At 73.0% G+C, this 21177-nt stretch carries 18 protein-coding genes; 10 read left to right on the top strand and 8 right to left on the bottom strand.

What is annotated here, in order from left to right; translation table 11 throughout:
• Positions 1-6: 6 nt before the first annotated feature.
• From ACFY7E_RS19985 to ACFY7E_RS20005, 5 genes are all read left to right on the top strand, one after another.
• Positions 7-981, top strand: a complete 975-nt coding sequence (locus ACFY7E_RS19985) for a ribose-phosphate diphosphokinase (protein WP_030216703.1) — start codon at positions 7-9, stop codon at positions 979-981.
• A gap of 241 nt (positions 982-1222) precedes the next feature.
• The gene (locus tag ACFY7E_RS19990) at positions 1223-1846 is read left to right on the top strand and encodes a 50S ribosomal protein L25/general stress protein Ctc (RefSeq protein WP_383445716.1); all 624 of its coding nucleotides are present in this window, start codon (positions 1223-1225) and stop codon (positions 1844-1846) included.
• 90 nt (positions 1847-1936) lie between these two features.
• Positions 1937-2533, top strand: a complete 597-nt coding sequence (gene pth, locus ACFY7E_RS19995; RefSeq protein WP_389486619.1) for an aminoacyl-tRNA hydrolase — start codon at positions 1937-1939, stop codon at positions 2531-2533.
• Between the two features lie 68 nt (positions 2534-2601).
• Positions 2602-3045 carry a hypothetical protein gene (locus ACFY7E_RS20000; RefSeq protein WP_383445722.1) on the top strand — a complete coding sequence of 148 codons (444 nt, stop codon included), beginning with the start codon at positions 2602-2604 and terminating at the stop codon, positions 3043-3045.
• Between the two features lie 178 nt (positions 3046-3223).
• Positions 3224-4066: an LPXTG cell wall anchor domain-containing protein gene (locus ACFY7E_RS20005; RefSeq protein WP_389486621.1), complete on the top strand. Its 843-nt coding sequence runs from the start codon at positions 3224-3226 to the stop codon at positions 4064-4066.
• 73 nt (positions 4067-4139) lie between these two features.
• Here the strand turns inward: ACFY7E_RS20005 and ppc are convergent, their stop codons facing one another.
• A complete protein-coding gene (gene ppc / locus ACFY7E_RS20010; protein WP_389486623.1) occupies positions 4140-6881 on the bottom strand; it encodes a phosphoenolpyruvate carboxylase in 2742 nt (913 codons plus the stop codon).
• Between the two features lie 271 nt (positions 6882-7152).
• On the opposite strand from ppc, the gene ACFY7E_RS20015 reads away from it, so the two are divergent.
• The 4 genes from ACFY7E_RS20015 (at position 7153) to ACFY7E_RS20030 (ending at position 12596) form a co-directional block, all read left to right on the top strand.
• Positions 7153-8127, top strand: coding sequence for an acyl-CoA desaturase (locus ACFY7E_RS20015; RefSeq protein ID WP_389486902.1), 975 nt, complete (start codon positions 7153-7155; stop codon positions 8125-8127).
• Positions 8127-8816, top strand: a complete 690-nt coding sequence (locus ACFY7E_RS20020) for a TetR/AcrR family transcriptional regulator (RefSeq protein WP_389486904.1) — start codon at positions 8127-8129, stop codon at positions 8814-8816. Before ACFY7E_RS20015 ends, ACFY7E_RS20020 begins: the two co-directional genes overlap by 1 nt.
• A 172-nt stretch (positions 8817-8988) precedes the next feature.
• A complete protein-coding gene (locus ACFY7E_RS20025) occupies positions 8989-10701 on the top strand; it encodes an FG-GAP repeat domain-containing protein (protein ID WP_389486625.1) in 1713 nt (570 codons plus the stop codon).
• A gap of 191 nt (positions 10702-10892) precedes the next feature.
• Positions 10893-12596 carry an FG-GAP repeat domain-containing protein gene (locus ACFY7E_RS20030; RefSeq protein ID WP_389486627.1) on the top strand — a complete coding sequence of 568 codons (1704 nt, stop codon included), beginning with the start codon at positions 10893-10895 and terminating at the stop codon, positions 12594-12596.
• A 58-nt stretch (positions 12597-12654) separates the two neighbouring features.
• Here ACFY7E_RS20030 and ACFY7E_RS20035 read toward each other — a convergent pair whose 3' ends face one another.
• Positions 12655-13488, bottom strand: coding sequence for a trans-aconitate 2-methyltransferase (locus ACFY7E_RS20035; protein WP_389486629.1), 834 nt, complete (start codon positions 13486-13488; stop codon positions 12655-12657).
• A gap of 165 nt (positions 13489-13653) precedes the next feature.
• Between ACFY7E_RS20035 and ACFY7E_RS20040 the strand changes: the two genes are divergently transcribed.
• A complete protein-coding gene (locus ACFY7E_RS20040) occupies positions 13654-14151 on the top strand; it encodes a MarR family transcriptional regulator (RefSeq protein ID WP_356544035.1) in 498 nt (165 codons plus the stop codon).
• Here the strand turns inward: ACFY7E_RS20040 and ACFY7E_RS20045 are convergent.
• The 6 genes from ACFY7E_RS20045 to ACFY7E_RS20070 form a co-directional block, all read right to left on the bottom strand.
• A complete protein-coding gene (locus tag ACFY7E_RS20045; protein ID WP_389486631.1) occupies positions 14110-14892 on the bottom strand; it encodes a LuxR C-terminal-related transcriptional regulator in 783 nt (260 codons plus the stop codon). The two genes, ACFY7E_RS20040 and ACFY7E_RS20045, sit on opposite strands and share 42 nt — an antisense overlap.
• A gap of 316 nt (positions 14893-15208) precedes the next feature.
• Positions 15209-16348, bottom strand: a complete 1140-nt coding sequence (gene galK, locus ACFY7E_RS20050) for a galactokinase (RefSeq protein WP_389486633.1) — start codon at positions 16346-16348, stop codon at positions 15209-15211.
• Positions 16345-17316, bottom strand: coding sequence for a UDP-glucose 4-epimerase GalE (gene galE, locus ACFY7E_RS20055; RefSeq protein WP_383447743.1), 972 nt, complete (start codon positions 17314-17316; stop codon positions 16345-16347). Before galE ends, galK begins: the two co-directional genes overlap by 4 nt.
• Positions 17313-18356 carry a galactose-1-phosphate uridylyltransferase gene (galT, locus tag ACFY7E_RS20060; RefSeq protein WP_389486635.1) on the bottom strand — a complete coding sequence of 348 codons (1044 nt, stop codon included), beginning with the start codon at positions 18354-18356 and terminating at the stop codon, positions 17313-17315. The genes galE and galT overlap by 4 nt, the downstream gene beginning before the upstream one ends.
• A 111-nt stretch (positions 18357-18467) precedes the next feature.
• Entirely contained in the window at positions 18468-19154 is a 687-nt protein-coding gene (locus tag ACFY7E_RS20065) for a LuxR C-terminal-related transcriptional regulator (RefSeq protein WP_389486906.1), read from the bottom strand.
• Between the two features lie 205 nt (positions 19155-19359).
• Complete coding sequence (locus ACFY7E_RS20070; protein ID WP_389486637.1) at positions 19360-21171, bottom strand: PQQ-binding-like beta-propeller repeat protein; 1812 nt, start codon at positions 21169-21171, stop codon at positions 19360-19362.
• Between the last annotated feature and the right edge of the window lie 6 nt (positions 21172-21177).

Below are 21177 nucleotides of genomic sequence, written 5' to 3' on the forward strand. Positions count from 1 at the left end.
AGTGCTGTGACCGGGATCAAGACGACCGGCGAGAAGAAGCTGATGCTCTTCTCCGGCCGCGCCCACCCCGAGCTGGCCGAGGAGGTCGCGCACCAGCTGGGCGTCGGCCTCGTTCCCACCAAGGCGTTCGACTTCGCCAACGGTGAGATCTACGTCCGCTTCCAGGAGTCGGCCCGTGGTGCGGACTGCTTCCTGATCCAGAGCCACACGGCTCCGATCAACAAGTGGATCATGGAGCAGCTGATCATGATCGATGCTCTGAAGCGGGCCTCGGCCCGGAGCATCACCGTGATCATCCCGTCGTACGGCTACGCCCGTCAGGACAAGAAGCACCGCGGTCGCGAGCCGATCTCGGCGCGCCTGGTGGCGGACCTGCTGAAGACGGCGGGTGCGCACCGGATCCTGACGGTGGACCTGCACACGGACCAGATCCAGGGCTTCTTCGACGGTCCGGTGGACCACCTGTCGGCGCTGCCGGTGCTCGCGGACTACGTGGGCGCGAAGGTGGACCGCTCGAAGCTGACGATCGTGTCCCCGGACGCGGGTCGCGTGCGGGTCGCCGACCGCTGGTGCGACCGTCTGGACGCGCCGCTCGCGATCGTGCACAAGCGGCGTGACAAGGACGTCGCGAACCAGGTGACCGTGCACGAGGTCGTCGGTGACGTGAAGGGCCGCGTGTGCGTCCTGGTGGACGACATGGTCGACACGGGCGGCACGATCTGCGCGGCGGCGGACGCCCTGTTCGCGCACGGCGCGGAGGACGTGATCGTGACGGCGACGCACGGCATCCTGTCGGGTCCCGCGGCCGACCGTCTGAAGAACTCGAAGGTGAGCGAGTTCGTGTTCACGGACACGCTGCCGGTTCCGGGCGCCCTGGAGCTGGACAAGATCACGGTGCTCTCGATCGCGCCGACGATCGCGCGCGCGGTGCGCGAGGTGTTCGAGGACGGTTCGGTGACGAGCCTCTTCGAGGAGCACTGAGCCCCGGACGAGGAGCAGGGAGGGCCGTTTCCCCGGTGGGGAGGCGGCCCTCTCCCGTGCTCGCGCTGATCCATTTGGGCGGTTCGGGGGCGGCGGGTAGACTGCCGGGGTTGCTCGGCGAGGGAGGCCGTGCCCTTCGAGGGTCACGGCAGGTCCGTTATCGACGCGCTCTTCGTAGCAGGCCATCGCCAGTCGTGGCCGGGTGACTTCGCTTTCCGTCACCTTCTACGAGGAGTGCCACATGTCCGAGGTCAAGATCGCCGCCTCCGTCCGTTCGGAGTTCGGCAAGGGCGCGGCCCGCAAGATCCGCCGTGACAACAAGGTTCCCGTCGTGCTCTACGGCCACGGCACGGACCCGGTCCACCTGACCCTCCCGGGCCACGAGCTGCTGCTCGCCCTGCGTACGCCGAACGTCCTGCTCTCGCTCGACATCGACGGCAAGGGCCAGGAGCTGGCGATCCCGAAGGCCGTGCAGCGCGACCCGCTGAAGGGCTTCCTGGAGCACGTCGACCTGATCCTCGTGAAGCGCGGCGAGAAGGTCACCGTCGAGGTCCCGGTGCAGGCCGAGGGCGAGCTGGCCGCCGGTGGCAACCTCCTTGAGCACGTGCTGAACACGCTCTCCGTCGAGGCCGAGGCCACCCACCTGCCCGAGTCCTTCTCGGTCTCCGTCGAGGGCCTGGAGGCCGGTGCCTCCGTCCTCGCCAAGGACATCGAGCTCCCGAAGGGCACCACCCTGGTGACCGACGCCGACGCCGTCGTCCTCCAGGTCCTGGCCGCGCAGGCCGAGGAGCCGGCCGCCGAGGGTGACGAGGCCGCCGCCGAGGGCGAGGCCGTCGAGGCCGCCGCCGAGGGCGACGAGGCCTGAGCCATAGGCTCTGCCTGACGTGACGGGGTGACGGGCCGTGCGGCCCGTCACCCCGTTTCCCTTGTACGGACACGAGGAGACCTGACGCACATGACGGACGACGCCAACGCCCCCTGGCTGATCGTCGGCCTCGGCAACCCGGGGCCGGAGTACGCGGCCAACCGGCACAACATCGGCTTCATGGTCGTGGACCTGCTCGCGGAGCGGATGCGCGGCTCGTTCAAGCGGGCGCAGAAGGCGCAGGCGCAGGTGGTGGAGGGCCGCATGGGTTCGCCGGGGCCTTCGAGCCGCCGGGTGGTGCTGGCGAAGCCGATGTCGTACATGAACCTGTCGGGCGGTCCGGTGACGGCGCTGCGCGACTTCTACAAGGTGCCGACGGCGCGTGTGGTGGCGGTCCACGACGAACTGGACGTCGACTACGGGGTGCTGCGGCTGAAGCTGGGCGGCGGCGACAACGGGCACAACGGTCTGAAGTCGATGACGAAGGCGATGGGGGCGGACTACCACCGGGTGCGGTGCGGGATCGGGCGTCCGCCGGGCCGGATGCAGGTGGCGGACTTCGTCCTGAAGGACTTCTCGTCGGCGGAGCGCAAGGATCTGGACTGGTTCGTGGACCGGGCGGCGGACGCGGTGGAGTGTCTGGTGGCGGAGGGTCTGGAGCGGGCGCAGTCGGCGTACAACTCCTGAGGCCGGCGACACGGACGTACGGCTCCTGAGGCCGGCGGTACGGACGTACGACTGTACGATCGCGGGTCATGACGCACGTCCGTAACGCCGCCATGGCCCTGGTCGCCCTGCTCCTCGTCGTCGCGGGTGTGTGGGCCTCGTGGGCCTCGGCCCAGCACGTGCTGCTCGGCAAGGGGCGGGAGCACGGCACGCTGACGGTGACCGCCTGCGGCGAGGAGTCGTGCAGGGGGCCTTATGTGCCCGGGGAGCCGGGTGGGGAGCGCCGGACGCTGTCGATAGGGCGGTCGGTGGCGGCGGGACCGGGGATGACGATTCCGGTGGTGGTGAAGCCGGGTACGGACGAGGGCGTGCGGACGGGCTGGGGCGGTGGTCTGCACGCCTGGCTGCCGCTCGGCGGGGCACTGCTCCTGGCGGCGCCGCTGGTGGGCGGGGGGTTGCGGCTGCCGCGGACGGCGTGGTCGTTCGTGGGTCTCGGCGGGGGACTGCTGGTGGCGACGTTCCTGACGCTCTGACGGGCCGCGGGAGAGCCGCGTGAGGGCTGCGGGAGGGTCACGGAAGGGTCGTGGCCGGTATCAGGTCGGCTCATGGCTCAATCGTTACGGTCCTCCGCCTTAAAGGAGGGTTAAAGGGGCGGATAGGCTGCGTTCGCCGCCCCCCACGGCTTCCCTCATCCCAGATGGACGACTGCACATGCGACGCTCCTCCATATCCGCTGCCGCGCTCGTCGCGGCCATGGCGGGTTCTCTCGTTCTGGCCCCCGCCGCCCTCGCGGCGGACGGCTCGAAGCCCCTTCCCCTGCACCAGGTGAAGGACCTGCCGCTGACCGCCTCGGAGTTCGGCACCCAGGAGAAGGTCTGCGGGAACGTCCCGACGAACCAGGACGGCTGGCACTTCGTGCTGCCGGGCAGCGGCAAGGGCGGTTCCGCCGTCTTCACCGAGCTGACCGTGACGTTCGAGCCCGGTGGCACGCAGACCGTCACGGTCTTCGGCCCGCCGTCCGACAAGCACGCGTACGTGGCCTCGCAGCCGGGCGCCAAGCTGGTCTCGGCGTCGGCGGAGGTCTCCGCGCCGGTCAAGCAGGGCTGGTTCAACCTCTCCCACACCTGCCCGGCCACCCCGGTGACCGAGACGACGAGCCCCGGCACGGAGACGACCTCTCCGGGTACGGAGACCACCTCCCCCGGCACGGAGACGACTTCGCCGGGCACGGAGACCACCTCCCCCGGCACGGAGACGACTTCGCCGGGCACGGAGACCACCTCCCCGGGCGCGGAGACCACCTCCCCGGGTACGGAGACGACCTCCCCCGGTACGGAGACCACCGCGCCGGGCGAGACCCCCGGCGGCACCGAGTCCCCGTCCGCCACGGACGGCGCCTCCGACGGCGCCTCCACGCCGGGCACCCCCGGTGAGGGCGACCTCGCCGAGACCGGTGCCGGCGCCCCGGTCGGCGTCCTCGCCGCCGCGGCCCTGGCCCTCGCGGCCGCCGGTACGGTCCTGGTGACCCGTCGTCGCAAGGCGCGGCAGCACTGACGTACCCCGTTCCGTGACGAAAGCCCCCGCCGGGCGGACCCGGCGGGGGCTTTCGTCGTGCGTGCGGCGGGGGTCAGCCGGTGTTGCGCAGGCCGGCGGCGACGCCGTTGACGGTGAGGAGCAGGGCCCGTGCGAGCAGCGGGTCCGGGTCCTCGCCGCGCTCGGCGGCGGCGCGCTGGCGGGCGAGGAGGGCGACCTGGAGGTAGGAGATCGGGTCCAGGTAGGCGTCGCGGATGGCGAAGGTCTGCTGGAGGACCGGGTTGGAGTCCAGGAGCTTCTCGCCGCCGGTGATCTTGAGGACCTCGGCGACGGTCAGCTCGTGCTCGGCCTCGATGGCGTCGAAGACGTGCTTGAGGTCGTCGGGGACCAGGGTGTCGACGTAGTGGCGGGCGATGCGCAGGTCGGTCTTCGCGAGCGTCATCTCCACGTTGGAGAGGAAGTTGCGGAAGAAGTGCCAGCGCTCGTACATCTCGCCGAGGACCGGGGCGCCCTCCTGCTGCGAGGCCGCCTCGCGCAGGGCCTTGAGGCCGGAGCCGACGCCGAACCAGCCGGGGACGATCTGGCGGGACTGGGTCCAGCCGAACACCCACGGGATGGCGCGCAGTCCGTCGAGGGAGACGCCGGAGCCGGGGCGGCGGGAGGGCCGTGAGCCCAGGTGCAGGTCGGCGAGCTGGTCGACGGGGGTGGAGGCGAGGAAGTACGCCGGCAGGCCGGGGTCCTCGACGAGCTTGCGGTAGGCGGTGTGGGCGGCGTCGGAGACGGTGTCCATGGCCGCGTCCCAGCGGGCGAGGGCCTCGTCGGACTGGCGCGGCGCGGTGTGCAGGGCGGAGGCCTGCAGGGTGGCGGCGACGGTCAGTTCGAGGTTCTCGCGGGCGAGGGACGGGATGAGGTACTTGTCGGAGATGACCTCGCCCTGTTCGGTGACCTTGATCTCGCCCTCCAGGGTGCCCCAGGGCTGGGCGAGGATCGCGTCGTGGGAGGGGCCGCCGCCGCGGCCGACGGTGCCGCCGCGGCCGTGGAAGAGGCGGAGGCGGACGCCGTAGCGGTGGGCGACGTCGCGCAGGCGCCGCTGGGCGCGGTGGATCTCCCACTGGGAGGTGGTGATGCCGCCGAACTTGGAGGAGTCGGAGTAGCCGAGCATGACCTCCTGGACGTCGCCGCGGAGCGAGACGAGGCGCCGGTAGGAGGGGTCGGCGAGCATGTCGTCGAGGATGACGTCGGCGGCCTTGAGCTCGTCGGTGGTCTCCAGGAGCGGCACGATGCCGATCTTGGCCCAGCCGGCGTGCAGGTCGATCAGGCCGGCCTCGCGGGCGAGGACGGCGGCGGCGAAGACGTCGTCGGCGCCCTGGCACATCGAGATGATGTAGGACTCGATGACCTCGGGGCCGAAGCGCTCGAAGGCCTCCTTGACGGTGTGGAAGACGCCGAGGGTCTTCTGTCCGGCGGCGTCGAGGGGGGCCGGGGTGGGGGCGAGGGGGCGGCGGGAGCGCAGTTCCTTGGCGAGGAGCTTCTGCCGGTAGTCGCGGGGCATGTCGGCGTACCGCCAGGACTCCTCGCCGAGGCGGTCGAAGAGCTGGCCGAGGGCGTGGTGGTGGGCCTCGGCGTGCTCGCGGACGTCCATGGTGGCGAGCTGGAGGCCGAAGGCGGAGAGGGTGCGGATGACCCGGTCCATGCGCCCGTCGGCGAAGAGGGCGCCGCGGTGCTCGCGCAGCGAGGTCTGGATCAGGGTGAGGTCGTGGAGGAGCTCGGCGGTGCCGAGGTAGTCGCGGCCCTCCTGGTGGGGGGTGCCGCTCGCCAGGCGGTCGCGGGTGTTGACGAGCTTCTGCCGGACGCAGGTGGCCTTGAGGCGGTACGGCTCCTCGGCGTTGAGGCGCTTGTAGCGGGGGCTGATCTCCGGGAGGAGGTCCAGGTCCTGCTGGAGGGAGTCCAGGAGTTCCGGGGTGGCTCCGGTGTAGCGGATGGAGTTGGAGAGGAGTCCGCGCAGGAAGTCGACCAGTTCGAGGGCGTCGCCGATGCCGTGCTCGTGCTGGAGGATCAGGATGTCGCGGGTGACCTGGGGGGTGACGTTGGGGTTGCCGTCGCGGTCGCCGCCGATCCAGGTGCCGAAGGTGAGGGGGCGGGTGCCGGCGGGCAGTTCGACGCCGACGCGCTCCAGTTCGGCGGCGAGGTCCTCCAGGACGTCGCCGACGGCGCCCGCGTGGAGTTCGTCGAGGTAGTAGATGGCGTTGCGGGCCTCGTCGGCGGGCTCGGGGCGGACCACCCGGAGCTCGTCGGTCTGCCAGATGAGGTCGATGTTCTCGGCGAGGCGCAGGTCGGTGCGGCGCCGGTCGCTCTGGGTGAGCGGGGTCTCCAGGAGGGCGGCGATCCGGCGCAGCTTGTTGAGGACGGAGCGGCGGGCGGCCTCGGTGGGGTGCGCGGTGAAGACGGGGCGCACGTTGAGGTTCTTGACGGTCTCGCGGACGTGCTCGGGGTCGCCGTCCTTGAGCATGTCGGCGGTGCGGGCGAGGAGGCCGCCCTCGGCGGCGCGCCTCTCGCGCAGTTCGCGGCCGCGGTGCACCTGCTCGGTGACGTTGGCGAGGTGGAAGTAGGTGGAGAAGGCGCGTACGAGCTTGGCGGCCGTCTCGAGTTCGACGCCGCGGAGCAGCTCGGCGGCGGCCTCTCCGTCCTCGCGGGTGAGGCCGCGGACGCGCTCGACGAGGTCGAGGAGTTCGTGGCCCTCCTGCCGGACGAGTGTCTCGCCCAGGAGGTCGCCCAGTCGGCGGATGTCGGCGCGCAGCTCGGCGCTGGCGGTGGAGGTCTGGTCGGCACTGCTCACAGGTGCGGGCTCCTTGCAGTGTTTGAGCACGTCTGGAGGTGTTCTGGAGGCTTGCGGACCGCGCTGTCCGACGCACCAAGGATAGGTGGCCGTCCCTCCGGTGGCGGCCGGGCCCCTCTTGTGCCCACTTGCCGCGCGCCGGGACGCTGCCATACTTACGGAAGCGTAGGTTACGGAGCCGTAGCCACGTGGCCGTTCACGTGCGCGTTTCCGCGCGCGTCACCCCTTCTGCCCTCACCCCCCAGGGAGACCCATGACCATGAGCCCCGAGATGACCTCGGCGCCGCAGGCGCCGGACGGACCGGACGGCGCCGGGGCGCCGCCCTTCGCCACGCTCGGCGGTGACAGCAAGGGGTCGGTCGAGCAGATCGCCCTGACGCTGTTCATCGTGGTGCCGTTCCTGGCGGTGCTCGCGGCGGTGCCGCTGGCGTGGGGGTGGGGGGTGAGCTGGCTGGACCTCGGTCTGATGGTGGCGATGTACTTCATCGGCTGCCACGGGATCACGATCGGTTTCCACCGGTACTTCACGCACGGTTCGTTCAAGGCGAAGCGGCCGCTGCGGATCGCGCTGGCGGTCATGGGGTCGCTGGCGGTGGAGGGGCCGCTGGTGCGCTGGGTGGCGGACCACCGCAAGCACCACAAGTTCTCGGACGCGGAGGGCGACCCGCATTCGCCGTGGCGGTTCGGCGAGACGGTTCCGGCGCTGATGAAGGGCCTGTGGTGGGCGCACATCGGCTGGATGTTCGACGAGGAGCGGACGCCGCAGCACAAGTACGCCCCCGATCTGATCAGGGATCCGGCGCTCCGGGCGATCTCGCGCCAGTTCGTGCTGTGGACGGTCGTGTCGCTCGCGATTCCGCCGCTGGTGGGCGGTCTGGTGACGTGGTCGTGGTGGGGCGCGTTCACGGCGTTCTTCTGGGGTTCGCTGGTGCGGGTGGCGCTGCTGCACCACGTGACGTGGTCGATCAACTCGATCTGTCACGCGGTGGGCAAGCGTCCGTTCAAGTCGCGCGACCGTTCGGGGAACGTGTGGTGGCTGGCGGTCCTGTCCTGCGGCGAGTCGTGGCACAACCTGCACCACGCGGACCCGACGTCGGCGCGGCACGGGGTGCTGCGCGGGCAGGTCGACTCCAGTGCGCGGCTGATCCGCTGGTTCGAGAAGGCGGGCTGGGCGTACGACGTGCGCTGGCCGGCGAAGTCCCGCATCGAAGCCCGGCGCCAGAACGTGTCCGCAGACGCGGCATGATGGAGGACGTGGCGATCGAGGGCAGGAACGGCGGCAGCGGCGGCAGCGGCGGAGAGCAGAAGCCCCGGCGCGGGCGCCGGGTGCGGATGACGGGCGCGGAGCGCCGGGAGCAGTTGCTCGACATCGGCCGCACGCTGTTCGCCGCGAAGGGCTTCGAGGGCACGTCGGTGGAGGAGATCGCGGCGAAGGCCGGGGTCTCCAAGCCGGTGGTGTACGAGCACTTCGGGGGCAAGGAGGGGCTGTACGCGGTGGTGGTCGACCGGGAGATGCGCCAGCTCCTGGACGGGGTGACGGGGGCGCTGACGGCGGGGCATCCACGGGAGCTCCTGGAGCAGGCGGCGTTCGCGCTGCTCGACTACATCGAGAACTACACGGACGGTTTCCGGATCCTCGTACGTGATTCGCCGGTGGCGCAGTCGACGGGCACGTTCGCGTCGCTGATCAGCGACATCGCCACGCAGGTGGAGGACATCCTGGGCCTGGAGTTCAAGGCCCGGGGGTTCGACCCGAAGCTGGCGCCGCTGTACGCGCAGGCGCTGGTGGGCAGTGTGGCGCTGACGGGTCAGTGGTGGCTGGACGTCCGCCGCCCGAAGAAGGCGGAGGTCGCGGCGCACCTGGTGAACCTGGCGTGGCACGGCCTGGACGGGCTGGAGCAGAAGCCGCGGCTGATAGGGCACCGGAAGAGCTGACGGACTCGGGAGAACGGCTGGACTCCTCCCTTCCTCCGGGGCGTACAGTCGCGCCCACATCCGGGGGGTGATTCGCCCTCCGTGCGTGCCCAGGGCCGTGCGGAGGCGCCGCGGACCCCTTTTCCCGGTCCTTGGTTCTCGCGTTCCCCAGGGGGGGGATCTTTTGCGTTCCATGTTCTCCGGGCGTGCCCGTCGTGTCACCACCTGCGCGGCGCTCGCCCTTTCCGCCGGCATGCTGCCGGCTTCGCCCGCCGTCGCCGACTCCGCGCCCCGGCCGCCGCGGCCGGCGTCGGAGCTGTCGCCGACCGACGTCGCACCGGCGCCGAGGCTCGACCCGTCGGTGCCGGGCGGGGCGGCCGGCACGGCCCGTACGGCCGGGGCGACGGCCGCCCCCGCGCCCCGCTTCGACGTGACCGGCGACGGCGTCACCGACCTGATCCACCGCACGAGGAACGGCTTCACCTTCGTCACGCCGTCCACGGGCGCGGCGCCCGTCGAGTTCACCACCGCCGGGACGGTCCTGGACCTCGACCTCGTGCCGCTCGGCGACCAGGACCGCACGGGCAGGCCCGAAGTGCTGTCGCTCTCCGCGAACGGCGCGCTCCGGCTGTACCGGGAGGCGTCCGCGACCACGGGCGCGCTCGCGTGGACGGGCCACGGCTGGAACGTCTACAACAAGGTGTTCTCGCCCGGTGACGTCGACGGCGACGGCAGGGCCGACCTCATGGCCCGCCAGTACAACGGCGACCTGTACTTCTACCGGTCGACCGGCACGGTGACGGCGCCGTTCGGGGGCCGCCTGAAGGTGGGTGCGGGCTGGGGCGCGTACGACCAGCTCGTCGGTCTCGGCGACAACGACGGCGACGGCAGGGGCGACCTGCTCGCCCGCACTCCGGCCGGCCAGGTGTACTTCTACGGCAGCACCGGCGACAAGGCGGCGCCGTTCAAGCCGCGCAGGTCGATCGCCACGGGCTGGCAGGTCTACAACCAGCTGATCGCCGCCGACGACCTCCGGGCCGACGGCGACGCCGACCTGTACGCCCGTGACACGGGCGGCGTCCTGTGGGCCTATCACGGCCGGGGCGACGGCACGTTCACGGCGCGGACGAGGGCCGGGGGCGGCTGGAACACCGTGGAGCAGTTCGGCGGCGCGGGCAACATCCCGTCCGCCGGCAAGACCCTGTTCATCGGGCGGGACAGGGCGGGGACCCTCTTCTGGCACCGCGGTCTGAACAACGGCGGCCTGGCCGCCCGCGAGCAGGTGAGCGATCCCGGCGGTTACGCGCGCTCGAACCTCACCCTGGCCTACTCGCTGGACGGCGGGCCGATCCCCGACCTCCTGCAGAACCACCGGGGCCACCTCTACAAGAACGACGTCGACTTCGGCGGCGGCTGGCAGATCTACGACCTGATCGTCGGGCCCGGTGACCTGAGCGGCGACGGCAGGTCCGACCTGCTGGCCCGTGACGGCTCCGGCGTCCTGTGGCTGTACCGGGGCGACGGCGCGGGCACGGGCATCGTCGGCTCCCGGATCAGGGTCGGTGCCGGCTGGGGCGCGTACAACCGGATCCTCGGGGCGGGCGACTTCTCGGGCGACGGGCGTGCGGACGTCCTGGTCCGCGACGGCTCGGGCACCCTCCACGTGTACCGGGGCACCGGTGTGGCGACCGCCCCGTTCGCCGCGCGCGCGAAGGTCGGCACGGGCTGGGGCGCGTACACCGAGCTGGTGGCGCCGGGCGACCTGAGCGGCGACGGCAGGGCGGACCTGCTCGCGGTGGACGCGGCGGGCGACCTGTACCGGTACCTGGGCACGGGGACGGGCGCCACCCTCTCCCCCCGGGCGAGGATCGGCAACGGCTACCAGACCTACACCATCCTGTACTGACGTGGCCCCGGGCGCCCCGCACCGGAGGCCCGGTGCGGGGCGCCCTCGCGTGCGGGACGGGCGCGAGTAGACTCCTGCCACAGCCGGGAGGGTGTTCGCCCCCCGTACGCGTTTTCGGCGTGCGGACGCGTCGCAGAGCCCCGCCCCGGTCCACTGTCATTCTGATCCCTGGGGGGGATCTCTTGCGTTCTGTGCGTTCCACGCGTGCCCGCCTCGCGGCCTGCACCGCTCTCGTTCTCTCCGCGGGCATGCTGCTCGCGACCCCGGCGTCGGCCGACCGGCCCGCGCCCCGCCCGGCCGCCGAGAAGCCGGCGGCCGGCTTCACCCCGCCGTCCCCGACACGTCCGGCGGCCGGGGCCGTCCGTGCGGGCGCCGCGGCGGCCGACGGCGTCGGTGCCTCTCCGCAGCTGTCGGACCTCGACGGCGACGGTGGCGGCGACCTGATCTACCGCGGCTGGGACGGCAACCTCTACACCGCCACGACCTTGGGGGAGGGCGGGCAGTTCGGGTCCTTCGCGGCGCAGCCCCCGAAGGACGTCGTCCCGATCGGCAACCAGGACGCGTACGCCGGCGGCCCCGAGGTGCTCACGCTGTCGCAGACGGGCACGCTCAGCATGTTCGCGAACGCCACGCCCACGGGCGGTTCGCGGGTCTGGCAGGGCAGCGGCTGGGGCGTCTACAACAAGCTCGTCGCGCCCGGTGACGTGAACGACGACGGCCGCGCGGACCTGGTCGCCCGCGACCACGACGGCACCCTGTGGCTGTACTACGCGACCGGCAACCGCACCGCGCCGTTCTCCGCGCGGGTGAGGCTCGGCGGCGGCTGGAACGCCTACGACCAGCTCCTCGGCATCGGCGACAACAACGGCGACGGCTGGGCCGACCTGCTCGCCCGCGACCCCGCCGGCACCCTGTGGTTCTACGCCGGCAAGGGCGACAAGAAGGCGCCGTTCGCCGCGCGCAAGGCCGTCGGCGGCGGCTGGGGCGCCTACAACCAGATGTTCCCCGTCGGCGACGACAACGGCGACGGCAACGGCGAGCTGATCGCCCGCGACCTCGCGGGCACGCTCTGGTACTACACCGGCCGGGGCGACGGCACCTTCGGGGCCCGTGAGCGGACGAGCGACCCGGGCGGCTGGAGCGGCGTCCCGCAGTTCGGCGGGGCGGGCAACAACCCGGTCGTGGGCAACAAGGAAAGCGTCCTCGCCCGGGACAGGGCCGGGACGATGTTCTGGTACGGCGCCACGACCGGCGGCAGGCTGGGCGCCCGCGACCAGTTCGGCGACACGGGCGGCTGGGCGGGGGCCAGGTTCACGCACCTGTCCTCGATGGACCTGGACGCCTCCTCCGACGTCTCGGAGATCTACCAGGGCGTCCTCTACATCGCGGGCAAGCCGATCGGCAGCGGCTGGGGCGTCTACAACGCGATCGTCGGCCCCGGCGACCTGTCCGGCGACGGCAGGGGCGACCTGCTCGCCCGCGACACCTCCGGCAACCTGTACCTGTACAAGGGCAACGGCGCCGGCACGGCGCTGGCCTCCCGCGTCAGGGTCGGCACCGGCTGGGGCGCGTACAACGCGATCGCCGGCGCGGGCGACCACACCGGCGACGGGCGGACCGACGTCGTGGCCCGCACCCCGGGCGGCGACCTGTACCTGTACGCGGGCACCGGCAACGCCGCGGCCCCGTTCAAGGGCCGGGTGAAGATCGGCTCCGGCTGGAACACGTACACCAGGCTGGTCGCCCCCGGCGACCTGAACGCCGACGGCAAGGCCGACCTGCTGGGTGTGGCCTCCAACGGCGACCTGTTCTCCTACCTGAACACCTCGCCGGGCAAGTTCTCCCTGCGGGCCAGGATCGGCACCGGCTACGGGATCTACGACTCCATGTCGTGACGGCCCCGGGTCCACGGGCGCCCCGCACCGGAAGGACCGGTGCGGGGCGCCCGCGCGTTCAGGCCGGCTTGCGGGCGACGGCGAAGACGCGGCGGAACGGGAAGACCGTCCCGTGCGGGCCGGGCGGGTAGGCCTCGCGCAGCCGGGCGCGGTACTGGCCGAGGAAGGCGTCGACCGCCTTCCGGTCGTCGCCCAGGGCGGTGAGGACGGGCCGCAGGGCGGTGCCCTTGACCCAGTCGAGGACGGGGTCCTCGCCCTGGAGGAGCTGGCAGTACGTGGTCTCCCAGACGTCCGCCTCGCAGCCGAGGCCGGTGAGGCGGTCGAGGTAGTCGGCGGTGTCGAGGACGTGGACGAAGCGGCGGCCCTGTTCGCCGAGGCGGTCATGCCACTCGGGGCTGTCGCAGAGCTCGCCGAGCAGGGCGTGGCTGGGCGAGACGAAGTTGCCGGGGACCTGGAAGGCGAAGGTGCCGCCGGGGCGGAGCCCGTCGATCCAGGCGGCGAAGGACTCGGGGTGGTTGGGCACCCACTGGAGGGCCGCGTTGGAGACGATCAGGTCGTAGGGTTCGTCCGGGGTCCAGTGGGCCGCGTCGGCGTGCCGGAAGTCGATCCAGCCGCCTCCCCGGGTGGTGCCCGCCCAGTCCTTCCCGGCCCGTTCCAGCATCTCGGGCGAGAGGTCGAACCCGGTGATGTGCGCGTCGGTCCACCGGTCGGCGAGGAGGACCGTCACGTTGCCGGGGCCGCAGCCGAGATCGGCCACGCGGGCGGGCCGGCCCCCGGCCGGCAGGTCGGGTATTCGGGCGAGCAGGTCGAGGAAGGGCCGGGCGCGGTGTCCGGAGTGGCGGAGGTACTGCTGTGGATCCCAGGTTGGTGCGGCGGATTCCACGGAATGCATGTTCTAAGCCCCCTTGCTGGAACGAATGACCGAAACGGAACGGTGTTGTTCCGGCCGGGTCCTTCCCCGTGGTCCAGGGAAATATATCTTGAGGGTGAGAATCTTTGGGTGAAGAAACTTGACCCGAAGAGACTTTATGTCAACAGACCCTTTACACTGATCGTCATGGAGGACGAGGTCGACCGACTGGTCGCAGCATGGCGCCGCGAGCGCCCCGACCTCGACGTGGAACCGCTCGAGGTGCTCAGCCGCGTCTCGCGGCTCGCCCGGCACCTCGACCGCGCCCGTCGGCTCGCCTTCTCCGAGCACCAGCTGGAGCCCTGGGAGTTCGACGTCCTCACCTCGCTGCGCCGCGCCGGAGCGCCCTACCAGCTCTCCCCCGGCCAGCTCCTCACCCAGACCCTGGTCACCTCGGGGACCATGACCAACCGCATCGACCGGCTCACCAAGAAGGGCCTCGTCGAGCGGCTCCCCGACCCCAGCGACCGCCGCGGGGTCCTCGTCCGGCTCACCCCCGAGGGCCGCGACCGCGCCGACGAGGCGCTCGCCGGGCTCCTCGCCCAGGAGCGCGCCATCCTCGCCCGGCTCTCCGGCGGCCAGCGCGCCGAACTGGCCGCCCTGCTACGCCGGCTGACCGCCCCGTTCGACAACATCCCCGGCTAGTACGGCCGAGACGGCGGGCAGCGGTTCCGCGGGTCCCACGCCCGCGCGGCGGGCCAGGGCCACCGCCGCCAGGGTCGAGTGCACGCCCAGCTTCCCCAGGACGTTCTGCATGTGGGTGCGGACGGTGTGCGGGGACAGGAAGAGGCGCTCGGCGACCGCCTTGCGGCCCAGGCCCGCGACCATGCAGCGCAGCACCTCCCGCTCGCGCGGGGTCAGCGACTCCACGAGCCGCTCGCCGTCCGTACGGTGCTTGCGGGCCGCCGTCAGCTCCCGCAGGACGCCCGTGAGCAGGGCGGGCGGCAGGTGCGTCTCGTCCCGCAGGACCCCCCGCACCACCGCGAGCAGCCGCTGGAGCGAGCAGTCCTTCGCGACCCAGCCCGACGCCCCGGACTGGAGGGCGAGCGCGGCCCGGTGCGGGTCGTCCCGCTCCGCGAGGACGACGGTGCGGACGGCGGGATGGGCCCGGCGCACCCCGGCCACCAGGGAGATCCCGTCCACCGCGCCGCCGTCGGGCGTCGCGCGGGCCGGGGCCGTACCGGGCGGACCCGCGCCCAGCTCGGCGTCGACGAGCAGCACGTCGAACCTGCGCCCCTCCGCCGCGCCGCGCTCCAGACAGCGCACGGCGGCCGGACCGCTGCCCGCCGCGGCGACGTCGACGTCCGGCTCGGCCGCGAGGGCGGCGGCCAGCGACTCGGCGAAGATCCGGTGATCGTCCACCACCAGGACCCGGATACGAGCCACGGACACCCCCAAGCGTCGAGGAACGGACCGGCGCGGGCACGGCGCCGGAGGCGGATCCGTCGTGGGCACGGCCGCCGCCGTGCGGGAAGGGATACCCACGCCCCGGGTGCCGTACCCGGCGGGCCCCGTCCCTCGAACGACGCCGGCCCCCACCGGCGCCGCCCCTCAGGGTAGGGGCGGGGCGCCACGGCGGGGGCCGAATCGCGGAACTGCGGGGGACGGAGGCCGGAAAGCGCCCCGGGGCCGGACGGGCCCAGGGGGTGTCTTGTCGATCGGGCCGCGAGCCCGGCCCGATCGACAAGACACCCCCAGCTCCTCAGAGGCGGCGGGCGCCCGCCGAGGGGAGCGCCGGGAAGACGCCCGGTGCCGTGTGCCCGGCCAGGGCGAAGGCCTCCTCGACGGTGGCGGCGACCTTCTCCGCCCGGTCCGTCTCCACCAGGACGACGGCCGAGCCGCCGAAGCCGCCGCCGGTCATCCGGGCGCCGAGCGCCCCGGCCGCGTTCGCCGCCTCGACCACCAGGTCCAGTTCGGGGCAGGAGACCCCCAGGTCGTCCCGGAGGGAGGCGTGGCCCTCGGTGAGGACCGGGCCGACCGCCCGGGGGTCTCCGGCGTCGAGCAGCGCGATCGTCCGCTCCACGCGCGCGTTGTCCGAGACCACGTGCCGTACGTACCGCCGTACCGTCCCGTCGTCCAGCCGGGCGAGGGCCTCGGGCAGGCGGGCGGCGTCGACCTCGCGCAGGGTGCGCACGCCGAGCGCCCGCGCGCCCGCCTCGCACCCGGCGCGCCGCTCGGCGTACGCGCCGTCCCCGAGCGCGTGCTTCACCCGGGTGTCGACGACGAGCAGGGTCAGCCCCTCGGCGGCCGGGTCGAAGGGGACCTGGCGGTACGACAGGTCCCGGGTGTCCAGGTGGAGGGCGTGGCCCTCCTCGGCGCAGGCGGAGGCCATCTGGTCCATGATCCCGCAGGGCACGCCGACGAAGGCGTTCTCGGCGCGCTGGGCGAGCCGGGCCAGCTCCGGCCGGGAGAGGCCGAGTCCGAACAGGTCGTTCAGGGCGAGCGCGGTGACGACCTCCAGGGCGGCCGAGGAGGAGAGTCCGGCGCCGGTCGGCACGGTGGAGGCGAGGTGCACGTCGGCCCCGGTCACCGGGTGTCCGGCCTCGCGCAGTGCCCAGACGACCCCGGCGGGGTAGGCCGCCCAGCCGCTGCCGGAGAGCGGCTCCAGGGTCTCCACGCCGAGCCGGACGGTCCCGCCGTCGATGTCGGCCGAGTGCAGGCGCAGGACGCCGTCGTCGCGGCGGGCGACGGCGGCGACGGCGGTGTGCGGCAGGGCGAGCGGCAGCACGAAGCCGTCGTTGAAGTCGGTGTACTCCCCGATGAGGTTGACCCGCCCGGGGGCCGCCCAGACCCCGTCGGGGGCGGCGCCGTAGAGGCTCTCGAATCCGGCCGCGACGCTCACGGGCGCTCTCCTTCTCCGCGCCGGGCGAAGGCCCAGGCGTCGGTGACGACGTCCGCCAGGTCGGGGCGGGAGGGGGTCCAGCCGAGCCGCTCGCGCGCGGTGGCGGCGGAGGCGACGAGGACGGCCGGGTCGCCGGGGCGGCGCGGGGCGACGACCTCGGGGACGGGGTGGCCGGTGACCTTCCGGACGGTCTCGATCACCTCGCGGACGGAGAAGCCGTTGCCGTTGCCCAGGTTGCAGATCAGGTGCTCGCCGGCCGGCACGGCGTCGAGGGCGAGCAGGTGGGCCTCGGCGAGGTCGGCGACGTGGATGTAGTCGCGGACGCAGGTGCCGTCCGGGGTCGGGTAGTCCTCGCCGTACACGGAGATCGCCTCGCGGCGGCCCAGGGCGACCTGGAGGACGAGCGGGATCAGGTGCGACTCGGGCTCGTGGCGCTCGCCGTACCGGCCGTACGCCCCGGCCACGTTGAAGTACCGCAGCGAGACGGCGGCCAGGCCGTGGGCGGCGCACTCGCCGCCGATCATGTGGTCCACGGCGAGCTTGGTCGCCCCGTAGGGGCTGGTGGGGGCGGTGGGGGCGGTCTCGGGGACCGGCACGGTCTCCGGTTCGCCGTAGGTGGCGGCGGTGGAGGAGAAGACGAGCCGGCGGACCCCGGCCGCGCGCATGGCGGCGAGCAGGGCCGTGGTGCCGCCGACGTTGTTCTCCCAGTACTTCTCCGGGACGGCGACGGACTCGCCGACCTGGGAGGAGGCGGCGAAGTGGAGGACGGCGTCGTAGGAGCCGTCGAGCCACGTCGCGGCGTCCTGGACGCGCCCCTCGACGAACTCGGCGCCCCCGGGGACGGCTTCGGCGAAGCCGGTGGAGAGGTCGTCGAGGACGGTGACCCGGTGGCCCCGTTCCAGGAGGTGGGCGGCGACGACGCTCCCCACGTATCCCGCCCCGCCCGTCACCAGATACCTCCGGGTCATGCGCTCGCCACCTCTCGCAGTCGTCGGGCCGCGTCCTCCGGCCGTACGTCGTTCATGAACGCCCCCATGCCGGACTCGGTGCCGGCGAGGAACTTCAGCCTGCCCGGGGCCCGCCGGACGGTGAAGAGCTCCAGGTGGAGCCCGAAGTCCTCCCGTCGTCCGTCCGTGAACGGCGCCTGGTGCCAGGCGGCGATGTAGGGGGTCGGCGGCTCGTCCGGGCCGAAGATCCGGTCGAAGCGCCTCAAGAGTTCCAGAAGGACCTGTGGGCACTCTGTGCGGGCGTCGCCGCCGAGGGCGGGCAGGTCGGGGACCCGCCGCTTGGGGTGGAGGTGCACCTCGTAGGGCCAGTGGGCGGCGTACGGCACGAAGGCGATCCAGTGGGCGGTCTCCAGGACCACCCGCTCGCCGTCGGCCCTCTCCCGGGCGACGACGTCGTCGAAGAGGTTCCGTCCGGTCGCCTCCCGGTGCTCGTCGATCCGGCGCCTCATGGCGGCCGTCCGGGGCGTCACGTAGGGGAAGGCGTAGATCTGGCCGTGGGCGTGGGGCAGGGTGACGCCGATCTCGGCGCCCCGGTTCTCGAAGCAGTAGACCTGCTCGACGCCGGGGAGGGCGGAGAGTTCGGCGGTGCGGTCGGTCCAGGCGTCGAGGACGAGGGCGGCCCGCTCCTCGGTGAGGTCGGCGAAGGAGTCCGTGTGGTCGTCGGTGAAGCAGACGACCTCGCAGCGGCCGAGGCCGCCGGAGAGCGAGGGGAAGCGGTTCTCGAAGACCGCCACCTCGTAGCCCTTCTCGGGGATCTCGCTCTCGCGGCCGCCCCGGGAGGGGCAGAGCGGGCAGGCGTCGGCCGGCGGGAGGTAGGTGCGGTCCTGCCGGTGGGAGGCGACGGTGACCGGGTCGCCGGTCAGCTCGTCGTACCGGATCTCGGAGCGGGAGACGACGCGGGTGAGGGGGCGGGGGTCGACGGCGTCGCGGACGGTGTCCTCCCGCGCGTCGTAGTAGATGAGCTCGCGCCCGTCGGCGAGCGTGGTGGCGGTCTTCTTCACGGGATGCCCTCCGGGCAGGACCAAGCGCGATCACACAGAACCACGCACAAAGAACCACATTCAAACATCGACGTCAATGGCGGGGCCCGGCTCCGGTCCCGTTCGCACCCCTCAGGAGGAGGTGCCCCGGGGGCGGGGGACCGCGCGGTCCAGGAGGCCCGTGCGGGCCGCCAGGGCCGCCGCCTCCAGGCGGGAGCCGACGCCCAGCTTCATCAGGACCCGCTGCACGTGCGTCCGGGCCGTGCTCGGCGCGATCCCCATCCCCAGCGCGATCAGCCGGGTGTCGTCCCCCTCCGCGACCCGCACGAGGACCTCCACCTCCCGCCGCGTCAGGAGCCGCAGCAGCCGCTGCCCCTCGTCGTCCGGCTGCTCCGAGGGGTGCAGCAGCTCCGCGAAGGCGCCCCGGAGGAGCTGCGGCGCCACCGCCGTCTCCCCCGCCCTGGCCTTCACCAGGGCCCGCTCGACCCCCTCGATGCGCTCGTCGTGGCGGACGTACCCGGACGCCCCGGCCGCGAACGCCGCCGCGATCCCGCGCGGCGACGGCACCGGGCCGAGCACCACCACGGCCACCTGCGGCCGCTCCCGCCTGATCCGCGCGACCGGGTCGAAGACCCCCGGCCCGTCCGGCGCCGCCGTGCCCAGGAGGCAGACCTCCGGCGCCCGGCTCACCACCAGTTCCGCCGCCCCCGCCACCGGCGCGGCCGCAGCGAGCACCCGGTGTCCGCGCAGCTTCAGCGCCGAGGCCAGCGCCTCCGCGTGCAGCCGGTGGTCGTCGACCACCACGAGGCGTACGCCCATCCCCGTCATTCCCCCTCCTCCGAACCCGCCGGAGGTCCGGCGGGCCTGAACCCGGCAAGCTACACGCTCCCCCGCCCCGTATCCCGCCAATCCCGGACACAGGCCGCCCCCGCGGCGGGACCGGACGGCGGGACCGGGGGCGCCGGAGACGGCGACGGGCCCCTCCGGATCACCGGAGGGGCCCGTCGGCCGTGCGGAACCGCCGTCAGCGCGGGACGGCGAAGGAGACCAGCAGGTACTCCGCGGGGCCGGTGTCCGACTCCCTGGCCTTGCTGACCAGCCGGTCCGAGATGAAGAACCGGCCGTCCCGGTACCGGAGTTCGGCACCGGTCAGGCTGAAGCTGCGCTCCGGGTTCCCGGTCGACCTGTCGGCCGGGTTCTCCAGGAGCAGCGTCTCCTTCATGGTGGCCCCGTCGACCGAGACGATCCGGCCGCCCTTGTCGTACGGCGCCTCCTTGTAGGCGATGAGGTTGGCGCCGTCCATCCGCATCGGGACGTAGGTGTACTTGTCGCCCGCGTCGGCCTTCTCCGGCGCCGTGCGCCCGGTCGCCAGGTCGAAGGCGATGATCTCGTTGGTCTCGTCGCCGTACTCGCCGCTGCTGCCCTCGTGCTCCTCGGTCGGCACGTACAGCTTGCCGTTGCCCACGAGCGCCTGCTCGCAGGACTCGACCTGGGTCGCGCGGCAGCGGGCCGCGTACTGCTCCGCGTCCGCCGTGATCTTCGCCTTCAGCTTCCCGGTCTTCTCGTCGATCGAGAAGAAGTCCGAGATGCCGCTGCCGTCGCCGGCGGTCTCGCCGACGTCGGCCGCGACGACCAGCGGCCTGGTGGAGACGATCGAGGCGTACTTGACGCCGGCCGGCATCTTGAACTGCGAGAGCGGCTTGCCCGACACCGGGTCGAGGTTCTGGATCAGCACGCTCGGGGCGTCGTACGTGCCGCACTTGCGGACCGCGACGAGGCCCTCGCCGCCGCCGTAGCCCAGGTCGTAGCAGCGGTCGTCCTCGGCCTTCGGCTTCCAGCGCGCGTTGCCGCTGGCGAGGTCGAAGGCCGCGCCGCCGTCGGTGCCGCCGGCCGCGACGGTCGCCCCGCTGAGCGTGACCTCGCTGAACCGCGCCTTGTCGTCGCCGGCGGAGACCGACTCGGACCACACCAGCTTGCCGGTGTTCAGGTCGACCACGCCGACCTGGGTGCACTGCTGGAAGTAGCGCGGCGCGACCCGCTTGGCGGCCTCGAAGAGGATCGGCACCTTGTTGTCGGCGCTGACGTGCCGCGAGGCGCCGCACATCTGGCCGGTCAGCGGCAGCGTCCACAGGACGCCGCCCCCGTCCAGGTCGTAGGCGACCAGCGAGTTGATACCCGGCTTCACGAACGCCTTGTCGGTGATCCAGGAGCCGGAGACGTCGGTGACGTCCGGGACCTTCGGCTGCGCGACCTTGTAGGCCACCTTCGCCCCGGTGTCGGCGGGCGCCTTCTCCTTGCCGCCGCCACCGCCGCCGCCCTTGCCGCCGGTGTCGCCGCCGCCCCCGGCCGCGGAGCCCTGCGTGGTGCCGTCCGGGTCCTTGGCCTCCTCGGAGCCGCCGGAGTTGGCGTACCAGATGCCGAAGCCGACGATCAGGGCGATCGCGACGGCCGCCGCGATGACGATCTGGAGCTGCGCCGACAGCTTCTTCCCGCCGCCGGGCGCCGGCGGGGCGGGCTGCGGGTATCCGCCGTACTGCGGCTGCTGGGGCTGCGTCGGATAGCCGTACGGGGCCTGCGGCTGCTGTGCCGGGTAGCCGTAGCCCTGGTCCGGCTGGGGCGGCTGGGGCTGCCCGGGGTAGCCGTACGGGGGCTGCTGCGGCTGACCGTAGCCCTGGCCGGCCGGCTGCTGCTGCTGCTGCGGGTACCCGTAACCGGGTCCGGGCTGCTGCGGGTGGCCGTAACCGGGTCCGGGGTCCTGCGGCGGAGGCGTCGGGGCTCCGAAGCCGCCCTGCGGGTCCGGCGGCTGGTTCGGCGGGGGCGGGGGTGGCTGCGTCATCGGTCC

This window comes from Streptomyces sp. NPDC012825, assembly GCF_042900925.1.
In the GTDB taxonomy this organism is placed as follows: Bacteria; Actinomycetota; Actinomycetes; order Streptomycetales; family Streptomycetaceae; genus Streptomyces.